Genomic DNA, 15,376 nt, shown 5'->3' on the forward strand with positions numbered 1-15,376 from the left:
GCCGGGGTTAGTTAGCAGAGCTCCGGCTGCGATAGGTGGCTGCTTCTGCCACATGCTGGGGCTGAATATCTAGATCTCCCGCCAGATCAGCAATGCTGCGTGCTACGCGTAACATGCGTGTATAGCCGCGAGCAGAAAACCGAAATCTGGCCGCTATGGCTTGCGCCATGTTCTGCGCTTCTGCTGATACGCATAAATCTTCCAACGCGGCTTCTGCGTTCTTGCGCGCACCTTGTCGCTCTGCCTGCATCTGGCGCGCGCACCGCACACGCTCTGCCACTGTTGCGCTGTTTTCTCCCGGTGGGCCTGCCATATAGCCCAAGGGTTCATAGGGCTGCATGGCAAGATGCATGTCTATTCTGTCCAGCAATGGGCCAGAAAGACGGTTCATGTAATCCTCACCACAGCGCGGGGCTTTTCTACATTCTCGGCTAGCATCGCCCAGATACCCACAACGGCACGGGTTCATGGCCGCAATAAGCTGAAAGCGGGCAGGGTAGGTTACATGCACGGCAGCACGCGCAATGCTGATCTGGCCGGTTTCTAACGGTTGCCGTAGCGCCTCCAAAGCGGAGCGGGAAAATTCTGGCAATTCATCTAAAAACAACACACCCCGATGCGCCAGACTGATTTCACCCGGCCGCGCACGGGCACCTCCGCCCACTAAAGCGGGCAGACTGGCCGAATGGTGCGGGTCACGAAAAGGGGGGCGCCTTATGGGCCGGCCACCAAGCAATAAACCCGCCGCACTATAAATACGCGAAACATCCAGACTCTCTGCCACAGAAAGATCTGGCAACAAGCTCGGCAAACGCGCAGCCAGCATGGATTTACCCGCACCCGGCGGCCCACTGAGCAATAGGGAATGCCCACCTGCCGCTGCAATTTCCAGCGCACGGCGGCCTGTTTCCATCCCGCGTATATCCGCCAGATCGGGTTCAGACACCGGTTCATCTTCCTGCGCAGAAAACGCTGGAGGAGACAAAACCTGCAATCCGTTAAAATGATTGATAAGTGCTAGCAAATCTGGTGCGGCCAGAATGGAAATATCCCCACCACACAAGGCTTCCTGCCCTTGTGCCGCAGGGCATACCAAACCCAAATTCATGGACGCTGCTTCCAGAGAAGCAGAAAGCACACCCGCAACCGGGTTGAGCCGCCCATCTAGGGAAAGTTCGCCCAAAGCGGCATACCGCGCCACTTCCTCACCCGGTATCACCCCCATGGCCGTTAGCAACGCCAAGGCTATGGGAAGATCGAAATGCGATCCTTCCTTGGGAATGTCCGCGGGAACAAGATTAACCAGAATACGCTTGGCAGGCAGGGCAAGCCCGATGGAAGTGAGCGCCGCACGCACACGCTCACGCGCTTCTGCTACGGCTTTATCCGGCAGGCCAACCATTAAAAAGGCAGGCAAACCGCTGGAAATCTGCACTTCCACCCAAACGGGGCGGGCTTCTATGCCGCAAAAGGCAAAGCTACGGATGCGGGAATTGAGTATTCCCGCCCCGATAGACACGCTTATTTACCTTTGTAAATCAGGCGTGCGCGGATTGTGCCTTCCAGACCGCGCAGAGCCTGAAGAAGACGATCATCCAGTTCCGTGTTGCCGCCGGTATCGGCTTCAATCACCACGTAACCGATTTCTCCATCCGTCTGCAGGAACTGCGCCGTAACGTTGCAATCTGCGTTCATGAAGATTTCGTTCAGGCGCATCATCATGCCCGGCACATTGCGGTGCGCGTGCATAAAGCGCGTGCCACGTGGGCTTTGCGGCAGCTGAACGCCGGGGAAGTTCACGGAACCGAATGTGGACCCCACATCGGAATATTCCACCAGCTTGCGCGCCACTTCCACGCCAATGCGTTCCTGCGCTTCCACGGTAGAGCCACCAACATGTGGGGAGAGGATAACGTTATCCAGCCCCTGCACGGGTGTTTCCAGCTTGTCGTTCGGGCCTTTGGGTTCCTTGGGGTACACGTCAATAGCTGCACCCAGCAGATGGCCGCTTTTCAGTGCTTCTGCCAGCGCATCCAGATCAACCACGTTGCCACGTGCGTTGTTGATGAGGAAAGAGCCTTTCTTCATCGCCTTGATCTGGGCTTCACCCATCAGGTTCTTGGTTGTGGGCAACTGCGGAACATGCAGGCTAACAACATCGCTTTGTGCCAGCAGGTCTTCCAGCGTTTCTACTGGCAGCGCATTCCCGTGGCCCAGCTTGTCCACCACATCATAATACACAACGCGCATGCCAAAGGCTTCTGCCAGCACGGAAAGCTGGGAACCAATAGAACCATAGCCGACAATACCCAGCGTTTTACCGCGTACTTCCCAGCTATTATGGGCGGATTTGGACCACTTACCTTCATGGCATTCCACAGAGCGTGGGAAAATACGGCGCATGAGCATGACAATTTCGCCCATCACCAGTTCCGCCACGGAACGTGTGTTGCTGTAAGGTGCGTTAAAAACGGGAATACCGTTCATACGCGCAGCTTCAAGATCAACCTGATTGGTGCCGATGCAGAAGCAGCCAATGGCCATAAGCCGGTCTGCGCCATCCAGCACTTCCTTGGTCAGCTGCGTGCGGGAACGGATGCCAACAATATGCACACCTTCCAGCGCCTCTTTGAGGGCATCGCCCTCCAGCGCGCCTTTATGACGCACAACGTTTTCATAACCGCTGGCTTTAAGAAGGGCGACGGCACTATCGTGGATACCCTCCAGCAGCAGAATGCGGATCTTGTCCTTGGGGAGAGACAGGTGCGTGCTTGTGCTCATGTGGAACCGACCAAATAGCTGTTGTGCCGAGCGGCAGACCTATCTCAAAAACTACAAAATTGATAGGGCCGCCGCATGAGAGATAAAGAAAAGATACCGAAATCTAGCGATCTGCCTGCAAGGTTGCCACGGCCTGCTGATGTAAAGATGCCGAACCAGCCGCCAGCACTGTACGGTCTCCATCCATCCGCAAGGGTGTGCCATCCCATGCTGTTATCACGCCACCTGCGCCTTCAATAACGGGCACAAGGGCAGCCCAATCCCACGGATTCATGTCACATTCCGCAATCAGATCAATCTGCCCCAGAGCCAGCAGGCCATAGGCGTAGCAATCTCCACCCCATGTCATGCGCTTGGCGCAGGCTTTCAGGGTTTTCCAGCCGGTGTGCGGGGCCAGTTCCAGCATTTCGGGGGATGTGCAGGACATTTCCGCAGCTTCCAGCGCCACGTTCTGGCGTGTAGCAGGCCGACCGCCCAGCGGTGATGAAAACTGCGTAGGCTGGCCTTTCACACCCAGCCAGCGTTCATTCAGCACCGGCTGATCCAACAGCCCCAGTACCGGCACACCATGATGGCAAAGGGCAATAAGCGTTCCAAACATGGGGCGACCCGTTACAAAAGCCCGCGTGCCATCCACCGGGTCCAGCAACCATTGCCACGGAGCCTCTGCGTTTTCATGGCCGAACTCTTCACCGAATACACCGTGATCGGGCAGGCGTTCAGCCAGAATGGCACGCATCACCCGTTCTGCGCTGCGGTCTGCAATGGTTACGGGGCTTGCATCCTTTTTATCATCTACCGCCACATCTCGTCGGAACCACGGACGCACAACCGTGCGGGCGGCATCTGCCATCATGGTGGCAACATCAGTAAAAAGACCGAGTTCTTCCGAATGTGTCATGGTGTGCATCCTGCCTGCGCGGGCGCAGCCTGCCCGCCGAGAGTGTGAAGAAATGCAATAACATCCGCCCGTTGGGCGGGATCTGGTATACCGGTGAGAGACATACGCGTGCCGGGCGCAAAGCGGGCAGGAGCCATAAGCCAATCTGCCAGCATCTGGTCTGTCCAGTGCTGGCCTGCATGCTGCCGCAACGCTGCAGAATAGGTGTACCCTGTGCATGAGGCCACACCACGCCCGGCAACACCGGCCAGCGGTGGCCCGGCATTTTCCGCAGCCCCTCCAGCCAAGGCGTGGCACTGCGCGCAAACCTGCCTTACGGTTGCACCACCACGCTGCGCATTGGCCTGCACCATTAACGGAGCAATAGGTACGGGCTCTAACCCCGGCAGAGAAAAAGCAGGGCGGACAGGGGCTGTATCTGGCACGGCACTACGTGCGGCAAACACACATGTTGCCAGCACTGCCGCACTGAGTACGGTGGAAACCGCTATTCTGTTCAGAAACCTGCCATCCATGCCCGGGAGGCACCTCGTTTTCTGCCGGTTGCGTTTACCGTGCAGCTTTCATAAACTGCGCGCCGCTTTCAACCGGCTATAGGACGAGCCGCCTTTCGGAGCAAGCTGATGGTTTCTTCTCTTGTTGTCATACCTGCCCGGCTTGCTTCCACTCGCCTGCCAGGAAAACCGCTGGCAGACATTGCTGGCCGCCCCATGGTGCTGCGTGTGTGGGATGCAGCCATAGCCGCCAATATTGGCCCGGTTGTGGTGGCCGCGGCGGATCAGGAAATTTATGATGCCGTAACCGCAGCAGGTGGCACCGCGATTCTAACAGACCCCAACTTACCTTCCGGGTCAGACAGAGTATGGCAGGCCACCCAAGCGTTTGATCCTGACGGCAAATATGACGTGCTGCTGAACCTGCAGGGAGACCTGCCAACATTTGAGCCACAGGCCTTACGTGCAGTTATGGATGTTATGGCCAACCCAGCGTATGATGTTGGCACACTGGTTGCGCCCGTAACATCGGATGCTGAAAAAAACGCACCCTCTGTGGTGAAAGTGGCCTGTGATTTTTCAGAGGATACGCAAACAGCGCCCGCGCTTTATTTTTCCCGCCAGCCTATTCCGTGGGGCAATGGGCCACTATGGCACCATATTGGTGTGTATGGATGGCGCCGGGCTGCGTTGGAGCGGTTTGTAGCTCTGCCACCATCTGGCTTGGAAAAGCGTGAAAGTCTGGAACAGCTTCGGGCACTGGAAGCTGGCATGCGTATTGGCTGCACACGCCTTGCATCAGCGCCATTTGGGGTGGATACACCAGAAGATCTGGAACGCGCACGCCGTGCATTTGGAGCATAATTGAGGCATGACACAAAAGGTTATCGCCTTTCAGGGCACACCGGGCGCGTATTCAGATCTGGCCTGCCGTAACGCCAAACCGGGGTGGAAAACCCTGCCATGCCGTACTTTTGCTGATGCTATTGATGCTGTGCATCAGGGCCGGGCAGATCTGGCCATGCTGGCGTGCGAAAACAGCTTGGCCGGGCGCGTGCCAGATATTCACTCCCTGTTGCCAGCTTCTGGCCTGCAAATTGTGGGAGAGCACTTTCAACGGGTGGAACACTGCCTGCTGGTTGTGCCCGGCACCCGTATGGAACAGGTGCGGCGCGTGCATACGCACCCTGTAGCCTTGGGGCAGATCAGAAACCTGATCCGTGATTACAATCTGGAACCCGTGGCCGAGTTTGATACGGCGGGTGCCGCGGAGTTGGTAGCTTTATGGAAAAAGCCGGCAGAAGCCGCTGTGGCTTCTGCTCTGGCAGCAGAACTCTATGGGCTGGAAATTCTTAAAAAGAACGTGGAAGACGCAGACCACAATACCACGCGTTTTTACATTGCTTCCCGCACAGCAGATCGTCCGCCGGTAGAAACCCCTAATGTGATGACGACGTTGATCTTCAGTGTCAAAAACCAACCCGGCGCGTTGTATAAAGTGTTGGGCGGGTTTGCCACCAACGGCGTCAACATGACCCGGCTGGAAAGCTACATGTCTGGTGAAACCTTTGCCGCCACCCGTTTTTTGCTGGATGTTGATGGACATCCAGATGATATACGGTTGAGCAAAGCACTGGCAGAACTTGATTTTTTTGCACAGAACACCACAATTCTAGGTGTCTACCCTCAATCGCCCTTCCGCCAGCATACCCCTGCCGAAGAGCAGGACACGCCGCGCAGTGTGCCGGCACATGCCATTTCAGGATAAGTGACTGCCCATGTCTGATACCTTTTTCTCCGGGTCTATTACCGCGCTGATTACCCCCATGAACCGGGACGGCAGTCTGGATTTTGCCTCGTTCGAAAAACTGGTGGACTGGCAGATCCGTGAGGGTACGTCTGCCTTGTGTGCTGTTGGCACAACAGGGGAAAGCCCAACCCTTTCTCATGCTGAGCACCACGCGGTAGTGGAGCGTACCATTAAGGTATCGGCCGGGCGGGTTCCTGTTATTGCAGGCGCAGGTTCAAACAGCACATCCGAAGCCATAGATCTGGCGCAGTATGCTGAAAAAGCCGGGGCAAATGCTGTGTTGGTGGTAGCGCCATATTACAACAAGCCCACGCAGGAAGGGCTTTACCGGCATTACATGGCTATTGCAGATGCCATTTCCATTCCGGTTATTCTTTACAATATTCCGGGCCGTTCCATTGTTGATATCAGCGTGGAAACAATGGCGCGTCTGGCGCGGCACCCCAATATTATTGGCGTAAAAGATGCCACAGCAAACCTTTTGCGCCCATTACAGGTGCGCCGCGCAGTAGAAAAACGCTTTAACCAGCTTTCTGGGGAAGATGGTACTGCCGTAGCTTTTCTGGCTGCAGGTGGTGATGGCTGCATTAGCGTAACTGCCAATGTGGCGCCTGCCTTGTGTGCCAATGTGCAAAAGGCGTGGCAGGAAGGCCGCACGCAGGATGCCATTGCCATTCAGGATAAGCTTCTACCGTTGCATGATACGCTGTTTTGCGAGAGCAATCCGGCCCCGGCCAAATACGCAGCCAGCCTGCTAGGGCTTGCGGGAGAAACCTGCCGTCTGCCGCTTGCACCGCTAACCGAACCTTCTCGTGAGAAAGTACGCGCTGCCCTTGTTGATGTCGGGCTACTGAACTGATGAGCTCCAAATCTGGAAAATCTGCCAAAAGCTCCATGATCTCTCATGGCATGGTGGCGCAAAACCGTAAGGCGCGCTTCAATTACAATATTCTGGAAACCATTGAAGCCGGACTTGTGCTGAAGGGTGCTGAGGTTAAGAGCCTACGCCTTGGCCGTGCCACCATTAACGAAGCCTTTGCTGGCGAACGGGATGGAGCGCTCTGGCTGTTTAACAGCTATATTCCTGAATATCAGGGCGGTGTTCTCTCTCGCTTTGATACGCGCGCGCCGCGCAAGCTGCTGATGCACCGTAAGGAAATGCGCAAGTTTATAGGTGCCATTGCCAAGCAGGGCGCAACACTTGTGCCTTTAAATGTGCATTTTAATGATAGAGGCTTGGCAAAAGTTACGCTCGGCTTGGGCGTTGGCAAGAAAAGCCATGACAAGCGGCAGAGTATTGCAGACAGAGATTGGCAGCGTGATAAAGCGCGCCTGATCCGGAATAAGGGGAAGGGGGACTACTAACCTCTCTTTCCCGTTTGCCTGTTTAAATATTTAATCAGCCAAGCATAAAAAAAACCCCGGCAAAACCGGGGTTTTTTCTTGAAACCTAATTCTAAAATCAGGATCAGGCCGGAGAAACTTCAGCAGCTTCCGGGCCTTTCTGACCCTGAACCACCTTTACGTTTACACCCTGACCTTCGTTCAGTGCGCTCAGGCCAGACCGTTCAAGAGCAGAAGCGTGAACGAAAATGTCCTTGCCACCGCTTTCCGGTGTGATGAAGCCAAAGCCTTTGACAGAGTTGTACCATTTTACGGTACCACGTGTGTCTTCAGCCATGGACAGATCCGGGGCAGGGCGGCCAGCCGGACGGCTGCCAAAACCGGGGCGCGGTGCACGGGGGCGTTCTGGCTGAGCGGTGCTTTCGTCAACGGAAATAACTTCCGCAACCTGGCGACCTTTCGGGCCCTGGCCAATCCGTACAACCAGTGTCGCACCGGGGCTTACACCCTGATGGCCTGCCTGAGAGAGTGCATTGGCGTGCAGGAATACATCACCGGTGCCATCTGCCAGTTCAACAAAGCCGAAGCCTTTTTCGCTGTTGAACCATTTAACAGTTGCACCAACTTCCGGCCCGGAAGCCACAACCTGCGGACCACCAGCGCCACGGCGCGGTGCAAATCCACCACGGTCACCGCCACCAAATGCTGGGCGCTCACCAAAGGAAGGCATGGACATGTAATCGTCATCAAATCCGCCGCGGCGAGGAAAACGAGAGCTGCGGTCGGTCCTGTTACTTTTCAACGGTCTTGATCCTGGAGTACGGAGAAGGCTGAAGCTTCTCCCGATATTGAAAAACGGGCAGTTTGCCGGAATGGGTTGACACGTTTACGTATTTTGAAGAAAACGCCACCGTTCCCGTTCCTGAAAGCTGCAAATGCGCCCACTGTTTCCGTAGCACAGCCAACAGCGTGCGACTATAGGAAAGCATGAAATTGGCGGGAGTTTCACACACTTTTCTTAATCTCACAGTTATGTGATACCTCCGCCCCCATAACCGCCTGATGCTGGCATGATAGCCACAGCAAGACAGGATAAGGGGAAACGGGCTTTCTTGTGCGGGTATTATCCATTAAGAACAGCCTAGAATCATGCCCGCACATGGCCAAATGGAAGAAAAAGCATGCCCGTAGTTTTAAAACGGCTTCGCGCACGGCGCCTTGCCCTTGCGTCTCTTATGCTGGCAGGGGCATCCGTGTGTTCTCTTTCTTCCGCCAAAGCGACTCCTGCCTCTGATAACAAAGGCACATGGACCCTTCAGGGTGAAAACGATGCCATCACCACCCTGAAAGGTACGTCGGACCAATACTATACCAGCGGCCTGCGCTTTAACTGGACATCTGGCACCAACACGCTGCCCACACCCATTGCTGCCATTAACAAGGCCATTTGGGGGGAAGGGGTGCAGCGTATCAGCATAGGCTTGCAGCAGCTTATCTTTACGCCGCGCAACACGCAGGTTTCCAGCCCGTGGGCTCCGGGGCAGGCGCAAACTGCTCGTATTAATGATAGGCCCTATTCCAGCCTGCTGCTGGGCACCGTGAACCTTATTAATGATACGGATAGAACCCGCAGCGTATTTGGCATTCAGTTTGGTATTATGGGGCCGGGCGGCTTGGGCGAGCAGCTCCAGAACGGATTCCATGGCCTGATTGGCGATACCAAAAACCAGGGCTGGTCTCATCAGCTTAAAAACCAGCCCATTTTTCAGGTGCAGGGTGGACGTATCTGGCGCTTGCCTTTGGCGCATGTGTTTGGCGTAGAATTTGATATGCTGCCATCCGCCGCTGCAGCCATTGGTGATTACCAGATTTATGGCCGTATTGGGGATGTGTTCCGTATCGGGCAGGGGCTGGATAGTGATTTCGGCACACCTACCATTCAGGCCTCCGGCACAGATGGCACAGATGCCTATAAATCTCGGCGTCCTTTTTCATGGTACATCTTTGGTGGCGTAACGGGTGAGGCCGTTGGGTATGATGCCTCATTGCAAGGCAACACCATGCGCAGCAATTCCCTGCATGTGATTAAAAAATGGGATGTAGGTGAAATTCACGCCGGTTTGGCCTTTATGTTCTGCGGTTTGCGCATTTCCTACAGCCAGGTCTGGCAGACACAGCAGTTCACCACAGCCAAGTCTGGCCTGTTTAACTATGGCTCATTAATGGTTTCGGCAAAGTTCTGATTCTTTTTTCTGCACCACAGAAAGGCGTTTGCACAAAAAACAGGCATAAAAATTGTGCAATTTGCGTGTATTTGTGTTTTTTTCGTCACGAGGTCTCGAACCTGCCTGCTTTTGAGGCGTTAACATTCGTTTTCTCATAGCGTAGCGCGCTGCGGCTCTTTTACACTCCAAACATCAAGACCGAACCGGGATTGTAAGGGGGATAAAAGAAACCATGACGCGCACAACAACATCTTCTCAGCAACACACCTGCCAGATCATCCCATTCCAGATGGAGATCACATCCCGCCAGCAGGCTTACCTTACCCGTTGGGTTCAGGCTGCTCAGCCCATGGGCATTTGCGATGCGGATGTTTTTGTATCTGAACAGAAGCAGGCCGGCGTTTCCGCTGGTTATGTTGTGGTATGGGTGCGCGAAACGCCAGATCCGGCTTACCAGATTTACTGCCACGGCAACCGCTGGATTGTTATGGATGCTATCCGTGACAATAAACTGGGCAGCTTTAACACCTTTGCAGATGCCCTGAACATGATCCGCCCCGTCATGCCGCGCGAACAGGGTATTGTTGCCGCTTAAACGCCCCAGTTTAAGGTATTATTCCGGTTGGCCGCCTTCTTCCCTTACAAGGGAAGGGCGGCTTTTTTTTGCCCTTTGCCTTGCACCAAATCATTACGAAATCCTGTTATTTCCATTTCAGGGATTGCCTCATGGGTTTCTCCTGCTGCAAGGACTACGCAGACCATCACCAGTTCGAGCAGATCTGAAAGGATCCTGAGATGACAAGCCTGACCCTCGCATACCCCGAAACCACCGTGCATGAGGCTACGGCAGCAGCAATCATCCGCGTTCTGGAAGCCAATGATGTAGAGCCGGATATTGTCACTGGCCCGAAAGACGTGCTGACAGACATGCTCAAAAAGGGTGAGGTTGATTTTTACGTGTCTGCATGGCTACCGGATGAAGATGCGGGCATGCTGGCCCCCGGTATTTTGCCTCTTGGCAATTTGTTTCGCCCAGCCGCCCATTGCTGCATTTCTGCAGAAGATACACCGCTGACATCTCTGGATGATGTGGCACAGGCTGGGCTAGAACTTTCCCGCACCATTATCACGCCTGCATCCCTGCAAAAACACATGGAAAACGTGTTGCAGCAGTATGAGCTGGATACTGCAGGATTCAGCCTGAAAGTGCTGCCGGATGAAGAAGCTCTGGCAGAGCTGAACGCTGCCCTCAAGCGGGAAGAACTGGTGCTGATGCCGCTGTTTCAGCCTTGCTTCCTGTTCCATATTGGCGGTTTCCGTATTCTGAACGACCCCAAGAATGCACTGGGGGGCGAACAGGATGCACGCATTCTGATCCGTGCAGAAACCAAGGATGAAATGGAGCAGGACCTTCTGGACGAACTGGATGAACTGATGCTGAGCGCCAAAATTATCAGCGCCATGGATTACGCCATGCGTGTTGAAGGCATGACAGCCGATGAAGCGGCAGAAGCTTGGCAGCGCGGCAAACTGCTGCCCCGCTAAGGAAAGGCCGCGCCAGCATGACAGATCAATCCCCCGCCGATACGCGCGATTCCAGCCTTGCCGCCCAGTATGAGGCGTATCCATACCCGGAAAGAAACCCGCAGGATGAGGCCAAGCGCCTTTTAATAGGCAGCCCCAGCCATCTGCGGGAAATTGACTACTGGGTTTTTGGTGCCAAACGGCCGCAAAGCCAGCCTTTGCGGGCACTGGTGGCGGGATGCGGCACGGGGGATGGTGCCATCATGCTGGCAACCCACCTACAACGCGCCAGGCGCCCCGGTGAGGTTGTGTGTGTGGATCGCTCCCAAAAAGCGCTCTCCATTGCACAGGCACGGGCAGAGGCGCGGGAGCTGGCAAATATCCGCTTCATTCAGGGCTCTCTGACAGAGCTGGATGGGCTGGATCTGGGCCTTTTTGATTATATTGATTGCTGTGGTGTACTGCATCATCTGCCTGATCCTGATGCCGCATTAGCCATGCTGGAAAAGCACCTCGCGCCCGGTGGTGGAATGGGGCTAATGGTCTATGCCCCTTATGGGCGCACAGGCGTTTACATGGTGCAGGATGCACTGGAAAAAATTGCCCCACATTCCGAAACGCCTCAAGCGCGGCTGGATATGGCGCGCCGCGTCATGCGCACGCTGCCGGCTACTGCGTGGTTGCGGCAGAATGGCAACTTTGGAGATCATCTCTCTGGCGGCGATGCAGGATTGTATGATCTGCTGCTGAACCCGAGAGATCGTGCTTATACCGTTACCGAGTTTTTGAATTTTCTCGACAAAGCCGGTCTGGAACCATCCTGCCTGATGGAACCGGCGCGGTATGATCCAACCCTGTTTTTGCCAGACCCACGCCTGCGTGCACGCATCAGCGGCCTACCATGGCAGCAGCAGGCCGCCATAGCGGAAGATCTGGCGGGCAATATGGCCACGCACGTTGCCTATGTTGTACGCAAAGGCGCGCGCGTTACACCTCCAGACCCGCTAGATTTTGCGGCTGTGCCAGTAATGCGTGAAATACCGGGGGTAGAGTTGGCCAAACAGATGCGGCCAGATCACACACTACCTTTTGCGTTTGGCACGTTGATTGTGCCCATTCCCTTGCCGCCACAAATGCGCGGCATTCTGCCATTAATTGATGGTGAACGCACTGTTGGCACCTTGGTAGAGGCCGTGGCCCCACGTGGTATTTCGGAAAGCAAGTTCCGCAAAGTGTGGGCTGAAGGCTTTACCACTCTGGAGCGGCTTAACCGCGTGCTGTTACGTCCTCCAGCCTGATTGCACCCATTGCGGGGAGGAGATTTGAAGTGTCAGCACTGCCCGTAATTATTTTTGGTGCAGCCCTCAATCCAGATGGCAGCCCTTCTGTAGCGCTCCTAAACCGGGTGCATTCAGCACTTGTGTTTGGCGCTGCGCATGGGCCCGTTGTGTATATTCCCACAGGTGGCGTGCCACAAAATGGCCAGACAGAAGCAGATGTTATGGCTTCCTGCCTGTTAAAGGCCGGCGTTGCTCCAGACACTATTTTGCCCGAACCTACGGCGGGAGATACGTTTGATTCCGCCATTGCCTGCACACGTTTGTTGCGTCAGGCAGAGTATTCTACGGCTCAGCCCATAGCTGTTGTTTCCAGCCCCTTGCATCTGCCGCGCTGCGTTTTGCTTATGCGCCTTGCTGGCTGGAAAGCGCAGGCTGTGCCTTTTTTACGTGCACAGCCGCATGTGCCCAACATGCGCAAAAAACTCCTGCGTATCGCGCATGAATGCCTTGCCCTGCCGTGGGATGCACTGCTTGTTCTGGGCTGGCGTATTGTGCGGCGCTAAACTGCGCCGTATTCTGCCGCCCGATTTCCTGCCGGTCTGCGTTTTGCGTGGCTTCCTTTTTACAGGCCGCCATAAAACGCAAAACATAACAAAGCAGCCCGTGCAGTTCATGATCTTGCCAAAACTGGTGGCTTCCATCCGTCTGGCAAGGAAAAATTTGGAACAGTGAGTATCATGGCCGTTTACGCATTTGTTTTTCCCGGACAGGGCAGCCAGTCTGTTGGTATGGGGCAGGAACTTGCAGAAGCTTTTCCTGCGGCACGTTCTGTTTTTGAAGAAGTTGATGACGCCCTGGGCGAAAAACTCTCCAAAATCATTTTTGAAGGCCCGATGGAAAGCCTGACCAGCACAGAAAACGCCCAGCCTGCACTTATGGCGGTTTCCATGGCTGTTCTGCGCGTTCTGGAACAGGATGGCGGCTTGGATCTTGCCGGCAAAGTTACGCTGCTGGCCGGGCATTCTCTGGGTGAATATTCTGCTCTGGCTGCTGGGCGCGCCTTTGGTGTGGCAGAAGCAGCACGCCTGCTGCGGCTGCGCGGGCAGGCCATGCAGAAAGCTGTTCCTGCAGGGGAAGGCGGTATGGCAGCCCTTATTGGCGTTACATTGGCACAGGCAGAAGACATCTGCTCCAAAGCCTCTGCCAAAGGCGATGTGGAAATTGCCAACGATAACGGTGGCGGCCAGATTGTTATTTCCGGCAAGAGCGCAGGCATTGATGAAGCCATTGCCATCGCCAAGGAAATGAAGATCAAGCGCGCGCTCAAGCTGCCGGTTTCCGCTCCGTTCCATTCTTCGCTCATGAAACCAGCAGAAGATGTGATGGCCGAAGCACTGGCCAAAGCCGAAATTGCCGCCCCAATTGTGCCCGTAATTGCCAACGTAACAGCCGAGCGCGAAACCGATGCCGATACGATTCGGCAAAATCTGGTGCGTCAGGTTACTGGCCGTGTGCGTTGGCGCGAAAGTGTGGCCGCTATGGTGGGCATGGGCGTAGATACGTTTGTAGAAATTGGCGCAGGCAAAGTGCTTTCCGGCCTTGTGCGCCGCATTGATTCTGAAGTGACTGGCCTTTCTGTGGGAACGCCCGCCGATATCGAATCTTTCCTGAAAACTTTGTAAAAACAGCGGGTAAATACATATCATGTTCAAACTGGACGGAAAAACAGCACTGGTTACAGGCGCAAGCGGTGGCATTGGTAGCGCCATTGCGCGCCTGCTGCACGCACAGGGTGCAAAAGTGGTGCTGTCTGGCACGCGTGAAGCCGTGTTGCAGAAACAGGCAGAAGAACTGGGGGAAGGGCGCGCATTCTACGTGGCTGCCAACCTTTCTGACCCGGCAGAAGCCGATGGGCTGATTGCCAAGGCAGAAGAAGCTGCTGGAGCACCCATTGATATTCTGGTGAACAACGCAGGCCTAACGCGCGATATGCTGGCCCTGCGCATGAAAGATGAAGACTGGGATCAGGTTCTGAATGTTGATCTGTCTTCTCCTTTCCGGCTGTGCCGCGCAGCGCTTAAGGGCATGCTGCGCCGCCGGGCAGGGCGTATTATCAACATTTCCTCGGTAATCGGCTCTACCGGCAATGCTGGGCAGGCCAACTATGCCGCTGCAAAAGCTGGCATTGTAGGCATGAGCAAATCCTTGGCGCAGGAAGCCGGGCCGCGTGGCGTAACAGTAAACGTGGTGGCTCCGGGCTTTATTGTGACCCCTATGACAGACGTTCTGCCAGACGCACAAAAAGAAAAACTTCTGGGCGCGATTCCGCTGGGGCGTCTGGGCCAGCCAGAAGATGTGGCTTCTGCCGTGCTGTATCTGGCATCAGACCAAGCTGCATGGGTTACGGGCACCACGCTGCATGTAAACGGCGGTATGGCAATGGTTTAAGGGGTAACGCCCTTAAACTTGGCCTCTGCATTTGTCTGCGCAGAAGAGAGGGTGCAAAATCCTTTCAGATGTGGCAGACAGACTATACAAACACGCACATGGCCAAGGGGCCGGAAGAAAGTCTTTTCCGGTTTGCCTTGGCTTGTGATGGAAAAACGTGCTAAGCGCCCGCAACCCCTGTTGCTGGGGAAGAATAACGGAAGCAGTGCTGTTTTCTATTCTTCTACCAATAGGGGTTGTGGTAGAGCAGGCACCAGAACAACCTGCCCGCATGTAAAACCGGGCCTATGGGATACAAAGACAGATGAGCGAAATCGCTGATAAGGTTAAGAAAATCGTGGTCGAGCATCTCGGCGTCGAGGAAAGCAAGGTCACACCGGATGCATCGTTCATCGATGACCTGGGCGCTGACAGCCTTGATACCGTTGAGCTGGTGATGGCGTTTGAAGAAGCCTTCAATGTCGAAATCCCGGAAGATGCAGCGGAAAAAATCACCACCGTTAAAGATGCTATCGATTACATCGAAAAGCAGAAAGCTGCCTGATTTTCAGGTACTTTTGCGTTTAACG

At 55.0% G+C, this 15,376-nt stretch carries 17 protein-coding genes; 12 read left to right on the plus strand and 5 right to left on the minus strand.

From position 1 onward, the window contains the following. Positions 1–7: 7 nt before the first annotated feature. From QQM41_RS00205 to QQM41_RS00220, 4 genes are all read right to left on the minus strand, one after another. Positions 8–1,519: a YifB family Mg chelatase-like AAA ATPase gene (locus tag QQM41_RS00205; RefSeq protein ID WP_339077411.1), complete on the minus strand. Its 1,512-nt coding sequence runs from the start codon at positions 1,517–1,519 to the stop codon at positions 8–10. A gap of 2 nt (positions 1,520–1,521) precedes the next feature. Continuing rightward, entirely contained in the window at positions 1,522–2,781 is a 1,260-nt protein-coding gene (gene serA, locus QQM41_RS00210) for a phosphoglycerate dehydrogenase (protein ID WP_050819730.1), read from the minus strand. Between the two features lie 103 nt (positions 2,782–2,884). Further along, on the minus strand, positions 2,885–3,682 hold the full coding sequence (locus QQM41_RS00215) for an inositol monophosphatase family protein (protein WP_196332548.1): 798 nt from the start codon (positions 3,680–3,682) through the stop codon (positions 2,885–2,887). Beyond that, positions 3,679–4,197 carry a c-type cytochrome gene (locus QQM41_RS00220; protein WP_339077412.1) on the minus strand — a complete coding sequence of 173 codons (519 nt, stop codon included), beginning with the start codon at positions 4,195–4,197 and terminating at the stop codon, positions 3,679–3,681. Before QQM41_RS00220 ends, QQM41_RS00215 begins: the two co-directional genes overlap by 4 nt. Positions 4,198–4,305: 108 nt before the next feature. Here QQM41_RS00220 and QQM41_RS00225 point away from each other — a divergent pair, with 108 nt between their 5' ends. Genes QQM41_RS00225 through smpB form a run of 4 tightly spaced genes read left to right on the plus strand, consistent with a single transcriptional unit; the run spans position 4,306 to position 7,351 of the window. Next, positions 4,306–5,040, plus strand: coding sequence for a 3-deoxy-manno-octulosonate cytidylyltransferase (locus tag QQM41_RS00225; protein ID WP_339077413.1), 735 nt, complete (start codon positions 4,306–4,308; stop codon positions 5,038–5,040). 7 nt (positions 5,041–5,047) lie between these two features. Next, the gene (locus QQM41_RS00230; RefSeq protein WP_339077414.1) at positions 5,048–5,944 is read left to right on the plus strand and encodes a prephenate dehydratase; all 897 of its coding nucleotides are present in this window, start codon (positions 5,048–5,050) and stop codon (positions 5,942–5,944) included. A gap of 10 nt (positions 5,945–5,954) precedes the next feature. After that, entirely contained in the window at positions 5,955–6,845 is an 891-nt protein-coding gene (gene dapA, locus QQM41_RS00235) for a 4-hydroxy-tetrahydrodipicolinate synthase (RefSeq protein ID WP_128105256.1), read from the plus strand. Continuing rightward, a complete protein-coding gene (smpB, locus tag QQM41_RS00240; protein WP_003628823.1) occupies positions 6,845–7,351 on the plus strand; it encodes an SsrA-binding protein SmpB in 507 nt (168 codons plus the stop codon). The genes dapA and smpB overlap by 1 nt, the downstream gene beginning before the upstream one ends. Positions 7,352–7,454: 103 nt before the next feature. Here the strand turns inward: smpB and QQM41_RS00245 are convergent, their stop codons facing one another. Continuing rightward, a complete protein-coding gene (locus QQM41_RS00245) occupies positions 7,455–8,132 on the minus strand; it encodes a cold-shock protein (protein ID WP_006115255.1) in 678 nt (225 codons plus the stop codon). Positions 8,133–8,511: 379 nt separating this feature from the next. Here QQM41_RS00245 and QQM41_RS00250 point away from each other — a divergent pair, with 379 nt between their 5' ends. From QQM41_RS00250 to QQM41_RS00285, 8 genes are all read left to right on the plus strand, one after another. After that, positions 8,512–9,573, plus strand: coding sequence for a lipid A deacylase LpxR family protein (locus QQM41_RS00250; RefSeq protein WP_004449120.1), 1,062 nt, complete (start codon positions 8,512–8,514; stop codon positions 9,571–9,573). A gap of 214 nt (positions 9,574–9,787) precedes the next feature. After that, entirely contained in the window at positions 9,788–10,150 is a 363-nt protein-coding gene (locus QQM41_RS00255; RefSeq protein ID WP_050819724.1) for a hypothetical protein, read from the plus strand. Between the two features lie 200 nt (positions 10,151–10,350). Next, a complete protein-coding gene (locus QQM41_RS00260) occupies positions 10,351–11,100 on the plus strand; it encodes a glycine betaine ABC transporter substrate-binding protein (protein WP_339077415.1) in 750 nt (249 codons plus the stop codon). Between the two features lie 17 nt (positions 11,101–11,117). Continuing rightward, entirely contained in the window at positions 11,118–12,377 is a 1,260-nt protein-coding gene (locus QQM41_RS00265; protein WP_339077416.1) for a class I SAM-dependent methyltransferase, read from the plus strand. 29 nt (positions 12,378–12,406) lie between these two features. Next, entirely contained in the window at positions 12,407–12,922 is a 516-nt protein-coding gene (locus QQM41_RS00270) for a YdcF family protein (protein ID WP_339077417.1), read from the plus strand. Positions 12,923–13,096: 174 nt separating this feature from the next. Beyond that, entirely contained in the window at positions 13,097–14,041 is a 945-nt protein-coding gene (gene fabD, locus QQM41_RS00275; RefSeq protein WP_128105252.1) for an ACP S-malonyltransferase, read from the plus strand. Positions 14,042–14,063: 22 nt separating this feature from the next. Further along, a complete protein-coding gene (gene fabG / locus QQM41_RS00280) occupies positions 14,064–14,807 on the plus strand; it encodes a 3-oxoacyl-[acyl-carrier-protein] reductase (protein ID WP_339077418.1) in 744 nt (247 codons plus the stop codon). 304 nt (positions 14,808–15,111) lie between these two features. Beyond that, the gene (locus QQM41_RS00285; protein ID WP_003628807.1) at positions 15,112–15,351 is read left to right on the plus strand and encodes an acyl carrier protein; all 240 of its coding nucleotides are present in this window, start codon (positions 15,112–15,114) and stop codon (positions 15,349–15,351) included. Positions 15,352–15,376 lie beyond the last annotated feature (25 nt).

Origin of the sequence: Acetobacter sp. AC2005, assembly GCF_037901235.1 — a bacterium.
In the GTDB taxonomy this organism is placed as follows: domain Bacteria; phylum Pseudomonadota; class Alphaproteobacteria; order Acetobacterales; family Acetobacteraceae; genus Acetobacter; species Acetobacter oryzoeni.